The 16,485-nt window shown below is 73.6% G+C and carries 13 protein-coding genes; 5 read left to right on the top strand and 8 right to left on the bottom strand.

The window, feature by feature from the left end:
• Positions 1-161: 161 nt before the first annotated feature.
• The 6 genes from ACF09K_RS06935 to ACF09K_RS06910 form a co-directional block, all read right to left on the bottom strand.
• Positions 162-971, bottom strand: a complete 810-nt coding sequence (locus ACF09K_RS06935; RefSeq protein ID WP_392241454.1) for a siderophore-interacting protein — start codon at positions 969-971, stop codon at positions 162-164.
• Between the two features lie 131 nt (positions 972-1,102).
• Positions 1,103-2,152, bottom strand: a complete 1,050-nt coding sequence (locus tag ACF09K_RS06930) for an ABC transporter substrate-binding protein (RefSeq protein WP_392241453.1) — start codon at positions 2,150-2,152, stop codon at positions 1,103-1,105.
• A 194-nt stretch (positions 2,153-2,346) separates the two neighbouring features.
• Entirely contained in the window at positions 2,347-3,507 is a 1,161-nt protein-coding gene (locus ACF09K_RS06925) for an acyl-CoA dehydrogenase family protein (protein ID WP_392241452.1), read from the bottom strand.
• Positions 3,508-3,512: 5 nt separating this feature from the next.
• Positions 3,513-4,490: a hydroxymethylglutaryl-CoA lyase gene (locus tag ACF09K_RS06920; RefSeq protein ID WP_392241451.1), complete on the bottom strand. Its 978-nt coding sequence runs from the start codon at positions 4,488-4,490 to the stop codon at positions 3,513-3,515.
• Positions 4,487-6,430 (bottom strand): biotin carboxylase N-terminal domain-containing protein, encoded by a 1,944-nt coding sequence (locus ACF09K_RS06915; protein WP_392241450.1) that lies wholly within the window; start codon positions 6,428-6,430, stop codon positions 4,487-4,489. Before ACF09K_RS06915 ends, ACF09K_RS06920 begins: the two co-directional genes overlap by 4 nt.
• A gap of 14 nt (positions 6,431-6,444) precedes the next feature.
• Positions 6,445-8,061 (bottom strand): carboxyl transferase domain-containing protein, encoded by a 1,617-nt coding sequence (locus tag ACF09K_RS06910; protein WP_392241449.1) that lies wholly within the window; start codon positions 8,059-8,061, stop codon positions 6,445-6,447.
• A gap of 98 nt (positions 8,062-8,159) precedes the next feature.
• Here ACF09K_RS06910 and ACF09K_RS06905 point away from each other — a divergent pair, with 98 nt between their 5' ends.
• The 3 genes from ACF09K_RS06905 (at position 8,160) to ACF09K_RS06895 (ending at position 10,971) form a co-directional block, all read left to right on the top strand.
• Entirely contained in the window at positions 8,160-8,756 is a 597-nt protein-coding gene (locus ACF09K_RS06905) for a TetR/AcrR family transcriptional regulator (protein WP_392241448.1), read from the top strand.
• A 149-nt stretch (positions 8,757-8,905) separates the two neighbouring features.
• On the top strand, positions 8,906-10,063 hold the full coding sequence (locus ACF09K_RS06900) for an acyl-CoA dehydrogenase family protein (protein WP_392241447.1): 1,158 nt from the start codon (positions 8,906-8,908) through the stop codon (positions 10,061-10,063).
• Positions 10,064-10,098: 35 nt separating this feature from the next.
• Complete coding sequence (locus ACF09K_RS06895; protein WP_392241446.1) at positions 10,099-10,971, top strand: acyl-CoA thioesterase; 873 nt, start codon at positions 10,099-10,101, stop codon at positions 10,969-10,971.
• 103 nt (positions 10,972-11,074) lie between these two features.
• Here ACF09K_RS06895 and ACF09K_RS06890 read toward each other — a convergent pair whose 3' ends face one another.
• Both ACF09K_RS06890 and ACF09K_RS06885 read right to left on the bottom strand, forming a co-directional pair.
• A complete protein-coding gene (locus ACF09K_RS06890; RefSeq protein WP_392241445.1) occupies positions 11,075-11,863 on the bottom strand; it encodes a phosphatase in 789 nt (262 codons plus the stop codon).
• A gap of 114 nt (positions 11,864-11,977) precedes the next feature.
• On the bottom strand, positions 11,978-13,492 hold the full coding sequence (locus ACF09K_RS06885) for a helix-turn-helix domain-containing protein (RefSeq protein ID WP_392241444.1): 1,515 nt from the start codon (positions 13,490-13,492) through the stop codon (positions 11,978-11,980).
• A 217-nt stretch (positions 13,493-13,709) separates the two neighbouring features.
• On the opposite strand from ACF09K_RS06885, the gene speB reads away from it, so the two are divergent.
• Both speB and ACF09K_RS06875 read left to right on the top strand, forming a co-directional pair.
• Entirely contained in the window at positions 13,710-14,690 is a 981-nt protein-coding gene (gene speB / locus ACF09K_RS06880; RefSeq protein ID WP_392241443.1) for an agmatinase, read from the top strand.
• Positions 14,687-16,378, top strand: a complete 1,692-nt coding sequence (locus tag ACF09K_RS06875; RefSeq protein WP_392241442.1) for a thiamine pyrophosphate-binding protein — start codon at positions 14,687-14,689, stop codon at positions 16,376-16,378. The genes speB and ACF09K_RS06875 overlap by 4 nt, the downstream gene beginning before the upstream one ends.
• Positions 16,379-16,485 lie beyond the last annotated feature (107 nt).

Raw genomic sequence — 16,485 nt, 5'->3', positions numbered from 1 at the left:
TCCGGGATGGGGACGGGTCCGCCGCGGGACGGACGCGGGAGCGGAGCCTCGATTTTTCCTTAGGTTAGCCTAACCTAAGAAGCGCGGGTGAAACGCCGCCCCGCCGTGACGGTCGTCACGTTGGACGAATCGTCAATTGCCTTGAGGGAAAAGGCGGTTGGTCATCCGGCCGCGCGCAGCTGCTCCTCCGTCAGGCCCCGGCGCCAGTACCCGACGAAGGTGATCCGGCGCCGGTCGATGCCGCGCTCGTGCACCAGGTGCCGGCGCAGCGCCTTCACCGAGCCCGACTCGCCCGCGATCCAGGCGTACGGCCGCTCGGCGGACGGGAACGGGGCCGCGCGCAGGGCGTCGAGGCAGGACCCGTCGGTCCGCCAGGAGATCTCGGCGTCCGCCGCGGTCACCAGGTCCCGCGCGTCGCGGGCGTCGCGCACGTCCAGCCACGCCCGGACGCGCTGTCCGGCGGGCAGCGCGGCGAGGATGGACGCGATCGCCGGCAGGGCCGTCTCGTCGCCCCACAGCAGCACCAGGTCGGTGTCGTCCGGCGGCCGGAACCGGATCGCCCGGTTGTCGGCGACGGCGGGGCCGAGCAGCAGCACCCGGTCACCGGCGCGGGCCCGGCCGGCCCACGCGGAGGCGGGCCCGGCCGGGGTGTGCAGCACGAAGTCGACGTCGATCTCGTCGGGGTCCCGGCGCAGCTCCCGCAGCGTGTACGAGCGCATCACCGCCCGTACGTCGTCCGGCAGTTCACGCCAGCCCTGCCACCAGTCGTCCCCCAGCTCCACGGGCACGACCGGCGCGGTCTGGCCCGGGTGCGGCAGGAACAGCGACAGGGACTGGTCCCGGCCGTCGGAGAGGAAGTGCCGCAGGTCCTCCCCGGCGAAACTCACCCGGACCAGGGACGGCCCGAGCCGTCTCGTCCGTACGACGTGCAGGGCGAAGAAACGGAACGGGGCGGCGACGGCCGTGGTCATGCGGTCTCCTGGGGAGGGGGAGGGGCATTCGGCCTAGCGGTGGCGGTGGCGGTGGCGGTGGTCGGGGCGGTGGCCCGGGTCCGTCCGGCCCGGCCGGCGGGCGCGGGCCCCGGTCGCCTCGAACGCCTCGGTCAGGCGACCTTCTTGGCCTTCTCGAGCGCCTCGGCGAGGGTCTCCAGCAGCGGCACGCACTTGTCGTACGACAGGATCGGCTCGGGCGAGCGGGCGATGACCTGCCCGGCCTTCACCGCGGGGAGCTGCTTCCACGTCGGCTTGGTGATGTCGGCCGGCTGGATCGTCGAGGAGCGGTCGTCCATCATGATGATGTCGGCCTGGTACTTGTCGACGTTCTCCCAGCTCAGCGACTCGTACCAGCCGCCGCCCACGGCCTTGGCGCTCTCCGGCGGCTCGACGAAGTTCACGCCGAGGGCCTTGAAGTACTCCAGGTCGACGGAGAGGTTGGTGCCGGAGACGTAGAACAGCTGGTCGCTCGCGGACCCGGCCATGACCTTGATGTCGGGCTTGGCCTTGGCGGCGGCGCGCAGTCGGGTAGCGGCGGTCTCGAAGCGCTTCCTGGCGTCGGTGACCCCGGCCGCGGCCATGTCCGCGCCGAGGGACTCGGCCAGCTCCCACATGCGCTCCAGCGGAGCGGTGAGCTGCCGGTCGTAGACGGAGACGGCGACGCTCGGGGCCAGCTTGGCGATCTTGTCCTTGGAGGCCTCGGGGACGTACCAGAGGGTGCCGGCGTTGTCGAACATCGTGGAGACGAGCACGTCGGGCGCGAGGGCCGCGTACTTCTCGACGTTGAACTCGTCCCAGACGTTGCCGAGGACCTCGACCTTGCTGACGTCCATGTCGCCGGCCTGGACGTCCGCCTTGCCGGCGGTGGTCCTCGTCGGTCCGAAGACGCCCTTGACCTGGATGCCGTAGTCGAAGAGGGCGGCCGCGACGCCGGTGAACGCGACGATGTTCGCCGGGACCTTGTCGAGCTTCACGGTGGTCTTGCGGTCGTCCTCGAACGTCCAGGGACCGGACTTGGCGGCGGCGCCCTCCGTCGACTTCGAGCCACCGCTCCGGGAGTCGTCGTCCCCGCAGGCCGCGAGCACGGCACCGAGGCCGAGGGCGCCACCGGCGGCGAGGACGCCGCGACGGGTGAGGTGAGTGGCTCTGGTGTTGGACATGAGTGTGGCCGCTTTCGAACGGGGCGGATCACCGCCGGACAATTCGAAAGGTAGGTTAGCCTAACCTCAGATCTTGTCCAGGGGGCGGGCCCGGCCGGAACCGTCCGGCCCCGCCCCGGCGAAGGTGTCCGCACCCGCCGTCCCGGACCGGAACGCCCACCGGACAAGCGAGTTGCCGGAAGTGCGGGTGGGCCTCAGCCGACCAGACCCAGTTCCCGGGCGATCAGCATCCGCTGCACCTCGCTCGTGCCCTCGCCGATCTCCAGGATCTTGGAGTCGCGCCACATGCGGGCGACCGGGTACTCGTTCATGAAGCCGTAGCCGCCGTGGACCTGGGTGGCGTCGCGGGCGTTGTCGACGGCGACCGTCGAGGAGTACAGCTTCGCCAGGGCCGCCTCCTTCTTGAAGGACTCCCCGGACACCAGGCGCGACGCCGCGTCGCGCCAGGCGAGGCGGGCCGTGTGGGCCTTCATCTCCATGTCGGCGATCTTGAACTGGATCGCCTGGTTGGCGCCGATCGGACGGCCGAAGGCGCGGCGCTCCCTGGCGTACTTCACCGACTCGTCGACGCAGCCCTGGGCCAGCCCGGTCGCCAGGGCCGCGATGGCGACGCGGCCCTCGTCCAGGATGCGCAGGAACTGGGCGTAGCCGCGGCCCTCCTCGCCCAGCAGGTTGGCCGCCGGGACGCGGACGTCCGTGAAGGACAGTTCACGCGTGTCCGAGGCGTTCCAGCCGACCTTGGAGTAGGGCGCGGCGACCGTGAAACCGGGGGTGCCGGACGGGACGACGATCGCGGAGATCAGCGGCCTGCCGTCCGGCTTGCGGCCGGTGACCGCGGTGACGGTGACCAGGCCCGTGATGTCCGTGCCCGAGTTGGTGATGAAGCACTTCGTGCCGTTGATCACCCACTCGCCGGTGTCCGGGTCGAGGCGGGCCGTCGTGCGCGTCGCGCCCGCGTCGCTGCCGCCGTCCGGCTCGGTCAGGCCGAACGCGCCCAGGATCTCGCCGGAGCACAGCCGCGGCAGCCACTCCCGCTTCTGCTCCTCGGTGCCGAAGAGGTGGACCGGCATCGCGCCCAGCGAGACGCCCGCCTCCAGGGTGATCGCCACCGACGAGTCGACGCGGGCCAGTTCCTCCAGCGCGATGCCCAGCGCCAGGTAGTCGCCGCCCATGCCGCCGTACTCCTCGGGGAAGGGCAGCCCGAACAGGCCCATGCGGCCCATCTCGCGGACGATCTCGTACGGGAACTCGTGCCGCTCGTAGAAGTCGCCGATCTTCGGCGCGACGACGTCGTGCGCGAACTGCTCGACGGTGCGCCGCAGTTCTTCCAGCTCGGGGGAGAGTCGGTGGTCCATGGCGGTCACTGCTCCTTGTGGGCCTCGCGGCCCTCTTGGCCCTCTGCGTCCTCGTGGGACAGGGCGCGGACGGTGCGGGACGGGCTGGGCCGGCCCAGCCGGCCGGCCATCCAGACGCTGGTGGCGACGAGACGGCCGAGGTCGACCCCGGTGTCGATGCCGAGGCCGGTCAGCATCCACACGAGATCCTCGGTGGCGAGGTTGCCGGTGGCGGACCTCGCGAACGGGCAGCCGCCCAGGCCGCCCGCCGAGGCGTCGACGGTGGTGACGCCGTGCCGGAGCGCGGCGAGGGTGTTGGCGAGGGCCTGGCCGTACGTGTCGTGGAAGTGCACGCCCAGCGCGCCGACGGGGATGCCCTCCTCGCCGAGCGCGGTCAGCAGCTCCCCGACGTGACCGGGGGTGGCGACCCCGATGGTGTCGCCGAGGCTCAGCTCGTCGCAGCCCATGTCGACGAGGGCCCGGCACACCCGGACGACCTGGTGGACCGGGACCGCGCCCTCCCAGGGGTCGCCGAAGCACATGGAGAGGTAGCCGCGCACGTGCACCCCGTCGGCCTTGGCCCGCTCCACCACCGGGTGGAACATGGCCAGCGACTCGTCGACCGTGCGGTTGAGGTTGGCCTTGGCGAAGGACTCGGTGGCGCTGGCGAACACCGCGACCCGCCGCGCCCCGAGCGCCAGCGCCCGGTCCAGCCCGCGTTCGTTCGGCACGAGCACCGGCAGCTCCACCGGCAGGCCGGCGAGCATCGGGAACAGCTCCTCGGCGTCGGCGAGCTGGGGCACCCACTTCGGGTGGACGAAGCTGGTCGCCTCGATCGTGGTCAGCCCGGCGTCGGCGAGCCGGTGCACGAACTCGGCCTTCACGGCCGTCGGCACGGTCGCCTTCTCGTTCTGCAGGCCGTCGCGGGCGCCGACCTCGTGGATCCTGACCCGCGGGGGTAGGCCCGGCGCGGGCACGGTCATCGGAAGTCCTCGCACGCTCATCCCTCCTCCCCGTGCGGCGCGATCACGGCCAGCACCTGGTCCATGGCGACGGTGGAGCCCGCCGTGACGTCGAGTTCGGCGACCGTGCCGGCGTGCGGGGCGGAGATGACGTGCTCCATCTTCATCGCCTCCACCACCAGCAGGCTCTGCCCGGCCGCCACCTCGTCGCCGACGGCGACCTTCACCACCGTCACCGTGCCCGGCATGGGCGCGGTCAGCGAGTCGGCGCCCGCGTGCCCGGCCCCGGTCAGGGACGCGGCCACCGGGTCGTGGTCGCGCACCTGCCAGGCGTCGCCGTCGCGGCCCAGCCAGTCACCGGCCCGGTGGAAGGTGTGCCGGACGCCGTCGAGGGTGACGCTCACCTCGTCGTCGGTGACCGAGTGCGTGCCGCGCGGCGTGTGCTCCACGGGGTCGGTGACCCGCAGCGGGAACGCCGGCGGCCGGTGCTCCCCGCCCAGCCGCCACCCGCTCGGCACCGAGAAGGGGTCCGTCCACCCCGTCCCGGACGGTTCCAGTGCCTCCAGCCGGACGGCCGCGGCGGCCTCGTAGACCTCCTCCGGCACCTCGGTGGGGACCAGGTCGTCCATGACCCGCTCGACCAGGCCGGTGTCCAGCTCGCCCGCCACGACCGCCGGGTGGGCGAGCAGCCGGCGCAGGAACCCGGCGTTGGTCGGCACGCCCAGCGTGACCGTGTCGGCGAGGGCGGCCCGGAGCCTGCGCAGCGCCGTGGCCCGGTCGGGGCCGTACGCGATCACCTTGGAGAGCATCGGGTCGTACAGGCTGCCGACCTCGGTGCCCTCGCTCAGCCCCGAGTCGGTGCGCACGCCCTCGCCCCGCGGCTCGCGCAGCCGCAGCACGGTGCCGCCGGACGGCAGGAAGCCGCGGGCGCCCTCCCGGACGGACACCGTCTCGGCGCACACCCGCGCCTCGACGGCGTGCCCCGTGAGGCGGACGTCGTCCTGCGCGTACGGCAGCCGCTCCCCGGCCGCCACCCGCAGCTGCCACTCCACCAGGTCGAGCCCGGTGACCAGCTCGGTGACGGGGTGCTCCACCTGGAGACGGGTGTTCATCTCCATGAAGTAGTAGGCCTTCGGGTCCCCGCCGGGCACGATGAACTCCACCGTGCCCGCGCCCCGGTAGCCGCAGGACAGGGCCGCCTGGACCGCGGCCTCGCCCATCCCCGCGCGGGTCGTCTCGTCGAGGAGCACGCTGGGCGCCTCCTCGATCAGCTTCTGGTGCCGGCGCTGGAGGGAGCACTCGCGCTCGCCCAGGTGGATCACCCGGCCGTGGCCGTCCGCCAGGACCTGGATCTCGATGTGCCGGGGCCGGTCGACCCACCGCTCCACGAGCAGCGTGTCGTCCCCGAAGGAGGCGCGGGCCTCGCGGCGGGCGGCGGCGATCTCGTCCAGGAGGACGCCCTCCTCCCGCACCAGCCGCATGCCCTTGCCGCCGCCGCCGGCCGACGGCTTGAGCAGCACGGGCATGCCGATCTCCAGGGCGGCGGCGGCCAGTTCGGCGTCGCCCAGCCCGCTCCCGCTCGACCCGGGAACCACCGGGACGCCCGCCGCCTGCACGGTCTCCTTGGCGCGGATCTTGTCGCCCATGAGGGAGATCGCCTCGGCCGGCGGGCCGATGAACACGAGCCCGGCGTCGGCGCAGGCGCGCGCGAAGCCGGCGTTCTCCGCGAGGAAGCCGTACCCGGGGTGGACGGCCTGGGCGCCGGTGCGGGCGGCGGCCTCCAGCAGCCGCTCCACCGACAGGTAGCTCTCGGCGGCCGGCGCCGGACCGATCCGGACGGCCGTGTCGGCCTCCCGGACGTGCCGCGCGTCGGCGTCGGCGTCGGAGAAGACGGCCACCGAGCGCACGCCCAGGGAACGCAGGGTGCGGATCACCCGGACGGCGATCTCGCCCCGGTTGGCGACGAGGACTGTGTCGAACATCGTCTTGAAGCCCCTCACATCCGGAAGACGCCGAACTGGGGTTCGCCCAGCGGCGCGTTGGCACAGGCGGTCAGGGCCAGACCCAGCACCTGCCGGGTCTCCAGCGGGTCGATGACCCCGTCGTCCCAGAGCCGGGCGGTCGCGTAGTAGGCGCTGCCCTGGCGCTCGTACTGCTCGCGGACCGGGGCCTTGAACGCCTCTTCCTCCTCGGCGGGCCAGTCCTGGCCGCGCGCCTCCAGCTGGTCGCGCTTGACGGTGGCGAGGACGGAGGCGGCCTGCTCGCCGCCCATCACGGAGATCTTGGCGTTCGGCCACATCCACAGGAAGCGGGGGGAGTAGGCCCGGCCGCACATCGAGTAGTTCCCCGCGCCGTACGACCCGCCGACCACGACCGTCAGTTTGGGCACGCGCGTGCAGGCCACCGCGGTGACCATCTTGGCGCCGTGCTTGGCGATGCCGCCGGCCTCGTAGTCCTTGCCGACCATGAAGCCGGAGATGTTCTGGAGGAACAGCAGGGGGATGCCGCGCTGGTCGCACAGCTCGATGAAGTGGGCGCCCTTCTGGGCGGACTCGGAGAACAGGATGCCGTTGTTGGCGACGATGCCGACCGGGTGCCCGTGGACGCGGGCGAAGCCGGTGACCAGGGTCTGCCCGAACTCGGACTTGAACTCCGCGAAACGGGAGCCGTCCGTGATGCGGGCGATGACCTCCCGCACGTCGTAGGGGGTGCGGGAGTCGACCGGGACCGCGCCGTACAGCCCGTGGGGGTCGACCTTGGGCTCGACCGCGGGCCGCACCTCCCAGGGGAGCGGGCGGCGGGCCGGGAGGGTGGAGACGACGGTCCGCACGATGCGCAGGGCGTGCGCGTCGTCCTCCGCGAGGTGGTCGGTGACGCCCGAGACCCGCGCGTGGACCTCGCCGCCGCCCAGCTCCTCCGCGGTGACGACCTCGCCGGTGGCGGCCTTCACCAGCGGCGGACCGCCCAGGAAGATCGTGCCCTGGCCGCGCACGATGACCGCCTCGTCGCTCATCGCCGGGACGTACGCCCCGCCGGCCGTGCACGAGCCGAGCACGGCGGCGATCTGCGGGATGCCGGCCCCGGACATGCGGGCCTGGTTGTAGAAGATGCGCCCGAAGTGCTCGCGGTCCGGGAAGACCTCGTCCTGCAGGGGCAGGAAGGCGCCGCCGGAGTCCACCAGGTACAGGCACGGCAGCCGGTTCTCGAGGGCCACCTCCTGGGCCCGCAGGTGCTTCTTCACCGTCATCGGGTAGTACGTCCCGCCCTTGACGGTGGCGTCGTTGGCGACGATCACGCACTCCCGGCCGCTGACCCGGCCGATCCCCGCGATCACCCCGGCCGCGGGGGCCTGCCCGTCGTACAGCCCGTCGGCGGCGAGGGGGGCCAGCTCCAGGAACGGCGAGCCGGGGTCCAGGAGGGCGTCCACCCGGTCCCTCGGCAGCAGCTTCCCGCGCGCGGTGTGCCGGGCCCGCGCCTTCTCCCCGCCGCCCAGCCGGGCCGCGGCGAGCTTGCCGCGCAACTCCTCGACGAGCGCGAGATGGGCCCTCTCGTTGGTCCGCCAGGCCTCCGACGCGGGATCGGCCGCGCTGGTCAGCTCCGGTGCCTGCTCCATACCTTGCGGTCCCCTCACCCAGTGGTCGACTGGTTAATGAGCGTTAACCATTTCCGTCAGGTTAACGATCGCTAACCCGGTTGTCTAGAATTGTTTTCATGGCCACCAGAACCGACGCCCCCACCCGCCGCGAGCAGATCCTCAAGGAAGCCGCGCGCCTGTTCGCCGAACGCGGGTTCCACGGCGTCGGCGTGGACGAGATAGGGGCCGCGGTCGGCATCAGCGGCCCCGGCCTCTACCGGCACTTCCCCGGCAAGGACGCGATGCTCGCCGAGCTGCTGGTCGGGATCAGCGGCCGGCTGCTGACCGGCGCGCGGCGCCGGGTGCAGGAGGCCGACGGGGCCCGGGCCGGGACGGTCCTCGACTCGCTCATCGAGGGGCACACCGACTTCGCGCTCGACGACCGCCCCCTGATCACCCTGCACGACCGGGAGCTGGACCGCCTCCGCGACAGCGACCGCAAGCTGGTGCGGCAGTTGCAGCGGCAGTACGTCGAGCTGTGGGTGGAGGTCGTCCGCGAGGTCCACCCGGCGCTGACGGAGCCGACGGCCCGGTCGGCGGTGCACTCGGTGTTCGGGCTGCTCAACTCCACCCCGCACCTGGGGCGCGCGGGCACCCTCCCCGACCGGGCGGCCATGGCGGACCTGCTGCACCGGATGGCCCGCGGCGCCTTCGCCTCGGCGGCGCAGGAGTGAGGGGCGCGGGGGCGGGCCGCGGAGGCGGCGCGCGGCCCGCGCGGGCGTGACGAGGGTTACCCCGTACCCACCCTGGACGCGCTTCGTACTCGCCGGTACGGTGATATGAGCAAGCGCTTAGACAGGCCGATGTACGTGGAGGTGGCGGCGTGCGCCGTACGGTGTTCAACGAGGATCACGAGGCGTTCCGGGAGACCCTTCGCGCCTTCATCGAGGCCGAGGTCGTGCCCGTCTACGACGAGTGGTTCGCCGCCGGCCAGGCCCCGCGGGAGTTCTACTACAAGCTCGGCGAGCTGGGCATCTTCGGCATCAACGTGCCCGAGGAGTTCGGCGGCGCCGGCCTGGACAGCCACAAGTTCGAGGCCGTCCTGTACGAGGAGACCGCCCGCGCCGGCGTCCAGTTCGGCGGTTCCGGCGTGCACGTGCTGCTCGCCCTGCCGTACATCAAGATGCTCGCCACCGAGGAGCAGAAGAAGCGCTACCTGCCGAAGTTCGTCTCCGGCGAGGAGATGTGGGCCATCGCGATGACGGAGCCGGGCACCGGTTCCGACCTCGCGGGCATGAAGTCCACCGCCAAGCTGAGCGAGGACGGCACGCACTACGTCCTCAACGGCGCCAAGACCTTCATCACCGGCGGCGTCCACGCCGACAAGGTGATCGTCTGCGCCCGGACCGCCGCCCCGACCGCCGAGGACCGCCGGCACGGCATCTCCCTCTTCGCCGTCGACACCAAGTCCGAGGGCTACTCCATCGGCCGCAAGCTGGACAAGCTGGGCCTGCGCACCTCCGACACGGCCGAGCTGGCCTTCGTCGACGTCAAGGTGCCCGTCGAGGACCTGCTCGGCGAGGAGAACAAGGGCTTCTCCTACCTCGGCCACAACCTGGCCTCCGAGCGCTGGGGCATCGCCTTCGGCGCCTACGCCCAGGCCAAGGCCGCCGTCCGGTTCGCCAAGCAGTACGTGCAGGAGCGCACCGTCTTCGGCAAGCCGGTCGCCCACTTCCAGAACACCAAGTTCGAGCTGGCCGCCTGCCAGGCCGAGGTGGACGCGGCCGAGGCCGTCGCCGACCGCGCCACGGAGGCCCTCGACGCCGGCGAGCTGACCCCCGCCGAGGCCGCCAGCGCCAAGCTGTTCTGCACCGAGGTCGCGCACCGCGTCATCGATCGCTGCCTCCAGCTGCACGGAGGTTACGGCTACATGAACGAGTACCCGATCGCCCGCCTGTACGCGGACAACCGGGTCAACCGCATCTACGGCGGCACCAGCGAGATCATGAAGACGATCATCGCCAAGGACATGGGTCTGTAAGCCGGCCGCAATCACCGCCGGATATCACCGTCCTCATGAACCAGGCACTACAGGATCTCCTCGATCTGCTCGACCTCGAGCAGATCGAGGAGAACATCTTCCGCGGCCGCTCCCGCTCCGCCGTCGTCCCCCGCGTCTTCGGCGGGCAGGTCGCGGCCCAGGCGCTGGTCGCCGCCGGGCGCACGGTCCCCGCCGACCGGCACGCCCACTCCCTGCACGCGTACTTCCTGCGGATGGGCGACCCCGGGGCGCCCATCGTCTACAACGTCGAGCGCATCCGCGACGGCCGCTCCTTCACCACCCGCCGGGCGGTCGCCGTCCAGCACGGCCGGCCGATCTTCACCCTCTCGGCGTCCTTCCAGGCGTACGAGGAGGGGCTCGACCACCAGACCCCGATGCCCCTCTCCCCGGACCCGGCGTCCCTGCCGACCTCCGAGGAGCGCCTGCGCGGCTACGGCCACCTCCCGGCGGACGTCGTCGAGCGGTTCCTGGAGGCGCGCCGGGCCGTCGACCTGCGCTACGTCGACGAGCCGCCGTACGGCAGGTTCGGCGAACCGCGCGAGCCGCACAGCCAGGTCTGGTTCCGCACCGACGGCAAGCTCGCGGACGACCCCCTGCTGCACGTCGTCCTGGCCACCTACGTCTCCGACATGACGCTCCTGGACTCGGTCCTGCTCGCGCACGGCCGCGGCGGCTGGGCGGTCGGGGACGTGGTCGGCGCCTCGCTGGACCACGCGATGTGGTTCCACCGCCCGTTCCGCGCCGACGAGTGGCTGCTCTACGACCAGGAGTCGCCGTCGGCGCACGGCGGCCGGGGCCTGGGCCAGGCCCGCATCTACACGCAGGACGGACGGCTCGCCGTCTCGGTCATCCAGGAAGGCGTGGTGCGCGTCCCCCGGGAGGACTGAGGGGCACGGCCACCCCACGGGAACGGGGCGGCGGCGAGAACACCTTCACGGTGAACGCCGCCGCCGCCTTTCCGGGCGACCCGAGAACCGGGCGACCCGAGGACTAGCGCAGTCCCGCCTCCGCCAGCAGGTACGCCGTCATCGGGTCGTAGTGGCGGGGGCTGACCACGTGGTCGTCGAGGGGGACGGTCACCTGGACGGTGCCCTCGGCCTCGGCGAGGAACAGCGCCGGGTCGTTGCAGTCGGCGTACCCGACGGAGTCCACTCCGTGCTGTCCGGCGTACCCCGCCCAGCCGTGGTCGGCGACGACCAGGTCCGGCAGCGGGCGGCCCCCGCGCTCCAGGGCGGTCAGGATCGCCCTCATCGGTTCGCCCGAGTGGGTGTGCCACAGGGTGGCGCCGTGCTCCAGCACCGCCACGTCGGCGAACTGCATGACGTACCCCTCGTCCGTCTGGAGTCCGTCGGGGATGACGACGATCTCGCAGCCGGCCCGGCGCAGCGCGTCCGCCGTGGCCCGGTGCACGTCCAGCAGCCCGCCCGGGTGACCGGTCGCGAACAGCACCCGCTGCCGGTCCTCGGCCGCCTTGCGCAGCCGCCCGGCGAGCCGCTCCAGGCCGTCGACGGTGAGCTGGGGGTCGATGGTGTCCTGGCCGTGGCGGTACCCGGGGTCGTCGTTGACGCCGACCCGCTCCGCCATCACCGCGAGCACGTCCTGCTCGTCGGTCCAGCGGTCGCCGAGCTCCAGGCCGAGCCAGAAGTTGCGGACGCCGTTGGCCAGCTGGCGGTAGTGGGAGAGGTTGTTCTCGCGCGGGGTGGCGACGTCACCCGCGATACGGGTCCTCACGAGGTGTTCGACGAGCTCGGCGCGGCTGGGTGTCCCGGGTATCGGCATGGTCTCCATTGTGGGGCAGCCGCCGGTGGGAGTCCGTGGCCTCCCGGACGCTGGGACGCGGGTCACTCACCCCGGCCCGCCGCCCGGCCCGCCGCCCGGTCCGCCCCGGCGGACTCACCGTTGCCGCAGGGCGAACCACAGTTCCATCCGTACGTCCGGGTCGTCCAGGTCCGTCCCCAGCAGGGCCGCGCAGCGCGCGATCCGCTGCCGCACGGTGTTGCGGTGCACGCCCAGCGCCACCGCCGTGCGGTCCCAGCCGCCGTGCAGGGACAGCCAGGCGCGCAGGGTGGCCGCGAGGGTCTCGTCGAGGGGGGCGAGCAGCGCGCGGGCGTGCGCCTCGGCCTCGTCGGGCGGCACCAGGTCGGCGAGCGCGGGGCGCGCGCCGTGCCGGACCAGGGGCGCGCGGGTGGCGCGGGCGCGCGCCAGGGCGCGGGCCGCCCGCACGTCGGCGGCCGGCCAGTCGGCGGGGTCCGCCGCGGCGCCGACCCCCAGCGTCCAGCCCGGCTGCGCGAGCGGCTCCCGCTCGCCCGGCACCAGGACCCGTACGACGTCCTCCCCGAGGTCGACCAGCGGCGACCCGAGCGCGGCGCCCAGCGCGGCGGCGGCCACCGCGTCCGGCGCCCGGCCCTCGGGCCGCCCGTGCACGACCTGCCACCGGTCCCCGCCGAGCAGCGGGGCCACGGACTCCGGCGCGGCGCCGAGCAGCAGCCGTACGAGGGCCGCGGAGCGGGCCGCTTCCGGGCCGCCGCGGTGTTCACCGGTGAGCAGCGACAGCAGGACGGCGGCGACGGCGGCGACGGTGTGGTCGCCGGCCTCCCGGTGCGGAGCGGCGATCCCGAGCACGAAGCCCCGGCCGGACCCGAGGGCGTAGGCGGCGAGGGAGGCGCCGCCGGTGGTGTCGGTGGCGGAGGAGGGGACGGGGGCGGGGGCGGGGGCCGTCGGAGCGGTGGCCGTGCCCGTCGGCGGCGGGCCGGCCGGGCGGACGACCCGCGCCAGCCGTGCCAGCGCCGCACCCGTCCCGCTCCCGGGCTCCCGCCCCGCCGCCGCGACCTCCGTGCCGTCCGGGCCGTACAGCACCGCGCGGCCGCCCGTCCGCCGGGCCAGCTGCCGCAGCACCGACGGCACCGGGTCCGGCCGGGACGCGGCGGCGGCGAGGCTCTGCTGCGCCTCGGTGACCCGGCGCAGCCCGTCGTGCCGGGCCTGCGCCATGAGCTCCCAGACCGCGCGGGCCACGCCGGAGAAGGTGGTCCGCGGCGGGACCTCCAGCAGGGGCAGCCCCCGGGCCTCGCAGGCGGCGACCAGGGCGCGCGGCACGGTGTCGTGCACCGGGGCGAGACCGAACCCGAGGGCCGCGCCGCCGGCGGCCACGATCCGCGCGACGTAGGCGTCGCAGTAGGTGTCCAGGCCGGCCGCCGCCCCGGGAAGGTGCGCCCCGGCCGTCAGCAGCAGCTCGCCGCCCAGCAGGTACGGGTAGGGGTCGGCCATCTCCGAGGCGTGGGCCCCGTGGACGGCCGGGTCCGGCCCGCGGGGCCCGGCGATCCGGCGCAGGGCGAGGTCCTCGCGCGCCAGCAGGGCGGCGAGGGGGACGGGGGGCGTCGGCGGCACGGGTACCGCCGCGGACTCCGGCACGATGTGCGTTTCCTCCGTTCGGAACGGCTCTTGTGGAGGAAACGTACACTTCGCCACCGCTCTCCGGCCGTCTAGGGTCGTCCCGACCGGCTCGCCGGCGCGGCGCCCGAACGCACGTCCGAACGTGTCCGGGCTCGCCGGTAGAGTCGTGCACAGTAGGACAGAGCGGTACATACGCGACGGCGCCCCGGAAAGCGCGCAGGAAAGAAGGCAGCAGATGAGCAGCAGCGAGACGCCCCGCGGCCCGGTCGACTCCTCGCGGGTGCCGCGGTACGCCGGCCCCGCGACCTTCGCCCGGCTGCCCCGCCTCGACGAGGTCGGCCGCGCCGACGTCGCCGTGGTCGGCGTCCCGTTCGACTCCGGCGTCTCCTACCGGCCGGGCGCCCGCTTCGGCGGCAACGCGATCCGTGAGGCGTCCCGGCTGCTGCGCCCGTACAACCCGGCGCAGGACGCCTCCCCCTTCGCCCTCGCGCAGGTCGCCGACGGCGGCGACATCGCCGTGAACCCGTTCGACATCAACGAGGCCGTCGAGACGATCGAGGCGGCCGCCGACGACCTGCTGGGCACCGGCGCCCGCCTGCTGACCCTCGGCGGCGACCACACCATCGCCCTGCCCCTCCTGCGCTCGGTCGCCAAGAAGCACGGCCCGGTCGCCCTGCTCCACTTCGACGCCCACCTCGACACCTGGGACACCTACTTCGGCGCCGAGTACACGCACGGCACCCCGTTCCGCCGCGCCGTCGAGGAGGGCATCCTCGACACCGAGGCGCTCTCCCACGTCGGCACCCGCGGCCCGCTCTACGGCAGGCAGGACCTCACCGACGACGAGAAGATGGGCTTCGGCATCGTCACCTCGGCGGACGTCTACCGGCGCGGCGCCGACGAGGTCGCCGACCAGCTCCGCCAGCGCATCGGCGACCGCCCCCTGTACATCTCCATCGACATCGACTGCCTCGACCCTGCGCACGCCCCCGGCACCGGCACCCCCGAGGCCGGCGGCATGACCTCCCGCGAACTCCTGGAGATCCTGCGCGGCCTGGCCTCCTGCCACCTGGTCTCGGCGGACGTCGTCGAGGTGGCACCGGCGTACGATCACGCGGAGATCACGTCGGTGGCCGCGTCCCACACGGCGTACGAACTGACCACGATCATGTCCCGTCAGATCGCGGAAGCCCGCAAGGAGAACGACGGCCGGTGACCCACGACCATGACCTGGTACTCCGCCCGACCGCCGCGCAGACGGAGGCCGCGCTGAACCCTCCTCCCGGCCGCACGGGCGGGGACCTGGTCGTGGAGACGCTGGCCGGGCTCGGCGCGACCACCGTCTTCGGACTGCCCGGCCAGCACGCGCTCGGCGTGTTCGACGCGCTGCGCCGCTCCGGCCTGCGCTACGTCGGCCTGCGGGTGGAGAACAACGCCGGGTTCGCGGCGGACGCGTACGGCCGGATCACCGGTGAGGCGGCGCCCCTGCTGCTGTCCACGGGGCCGGGCGCGCTGACCTCCCTGCCCGCGCTCCAGGAGGCCGCGGCCGCGTCCGCCCCCGTGCTGGCGATCAGCAGTCAGGTCCCGACGGCCGGCCTGGGCGGCGGCCGCCGCGGCTACCTGCACGAACTCCCCGACCAGGCGGCGTCGTTCCGGGGCGTCGTCAAGTCCGTGCACACGGCGCGCACGGCGTCCCAGATCCCCTCCGCGATCGCGGAGGCCTGGAAGTCGGCGCTGACCGTCCCGCCCGGGCCGGTGTGGGTGGAGATCCCGCAGGACGTCCTCGTCGCGGAGACGGTCCTGCCGGTGGTGACGGCGATGGACGCCACCCCGGACGAGCTGCCCCCGCGTCCCGAACTCACCGCGCTCGCCGCCCACCTGCTGGCGAACGCCGCCCGTCCGGCGATCATCGCGGGCGGGGGAGTGGTCCGCTCCGACGCCTCCGGCAAGCTCAGGCAGCTCGCCGAGCGCGTCCAGGCGCCGGTGGTCACCACCCCCGGCGGCAAGGGCGCCTTCCCCTGGACGCACCCGCTGTCGCTCCGGTCCTGGCTGGAGGACCGCCACACCACCGACTTCCTGGAGGACGCGGACGTCCTGCTGGTGATCGGCTCGGGCCTCGGTGAACTCTCCTCGAACTACCACACGTTCGCCCCGCGCGGCCGCGTGATCCAGATCGAGGCCGACCTCGGCAAGCTGGAGTCCAACCACCCGGGCGTCGGCATCCACGCCGACGCCCGCCTCGCCCTCCAGGCGCTCCTGGAGACGGTGCGACGGCGCGAGGACGCGAGCGCCCCGGAGCGCGTACGGGAGGTGCTGGCCCGCGTGCGCGAACGGATCGCCGCGCAGGACCTCACCCGGGAACAGCAGGTGCTGACGGCGGTCCGCCGGGCCCTGCCCGCCGACTCGCCGTCCTTCTGGGACATGACGATCCTGGCCTACTGGGCCTGGTCCGCGTTCGACGCCATGGGGCCCAACCACCTGCACTCCGCCCAGGGCGCCGGCGGCCTCGGCTACGCCTTCCCGGCCGCCCTCGGCGCGGCGGTCGCCGACCCCACCCGCCCGGTCCTCGCCGTCTCGGGCGACGGCGGCGCCCTCTACTCGATCGCCGAACTCGCCACCGCCCGCCAGCACGACCTGGACGTCACTTGGCTGATCGTCGACGACGGCGGCTACGGCATCCTCCGCGAGTACATGACGGAGTCCTTCGGGGAGACCACGGCGACGGAGCTGACCGGCCCGGACTTCGCGGCCCTGGCCGAGTCCTTCGGCGTCCCGGGCGTGCGTACGTCCCCGGAGAACCTGGCGGCCGACCTAGCGGAGGCGCTGAAGTCACCGGGCCCCTCGGTGGTGGTCCTGCCGGCCCGGCTGCGGATGTTCGCCCCGACCCACCTGGGCTCGGACTGATCCCCCGACCGGCTGTGGCGGCGACCTTCACCGGATATGTTCCGTGAGGTCGCGGGCGTTCCGGCCGGGTCGATGTCGGACGCGGCCATTACTCTGAGCCCGGAGAG

Source organism: Streptomyces sp. NPDC014882, from assembly GCF_043081325.1.
Taxonomy (GTDB): Bacteria; Actinomycetota; Actinomycetes; order Streptomycetales; family Streptomycetaceae; genus Streptomyces.
The sequence above is the reverse complement of the archived record's forward strand: the minus strand, read 5'-3'. Positions and strand labels throughout refer to the sequence as shown.

Coding starts and splice junctions, on each gene's coding strand:
- ACF09K_RS06935 (WP_392241454.1), bottom strand. CDS start 971: ATGACCACGGCCGTCGCCGCCCCGTTCCGTTTCTTCGCCCTGCACGTC.
- ACF09K_RS06930 (WP_392241453.1), bottom strand. CDS start 2,152: ATGTCCAACACCAGAGCCACTCACCTCACCCGTCGCGGCGTCCTCGCC.
- ACF09K_RS06925 (WP_392241452.1), bottom strand. CDS start 3,507: ATGGACCACCGACTCTCCCCCGAGCTGGAAGAACTGCGGCGCACCGTC.
- ACF09K_RS06920 (WP_392241451.1), bottom strand. CDS start 4,490: ATGAGCGTGCGAGGACTTCCGATGACCGTGCCCGCGCCGGGCCTACCC.
- ACF09K_RS06915 (WP_392241450.1), bottom strand. CDS start 6,430: ATGTTCGACACAGTCCTCGTCGCCAACCGGGGCGAGATCGCCGTCCGG.
- ACF09K_RS06910 (WP_392241449.1), bottom strand. CDS start 8,061: ATGGAGCAGGCACCGGAGCTGACCAGCGCGGCCGATCCCGCGTCGGAG.
- ACF09K_RS06905 (WP_392241448.1), top strand. CDS start 8,160: ATGGCCACCAGAACCGACGCCCCCACCCGCCGCGAGCAGATCCTCAAG.
- ACF09K_RS06895 (WP_392241446.1), top strand. CDS start 10,099: ATGAACCAGGCACTACAGGATCTCCTCGATCTGCTCGACCTCGAGCAG.
- ACF09K_RS06890 (WP_392241445.1), bottom strand. CDS start 11,863: ATGCCGATACCCGGGACACCCAGCCGCGCCGAGCTCGTCGAACACCTC.
- speB (WP_392241443.1), top strand. CDS start 13,710: ATGAGCAGCAGCGAGACGCCCCGCGGCCCGGTCGACTCCTCGCGGGTG.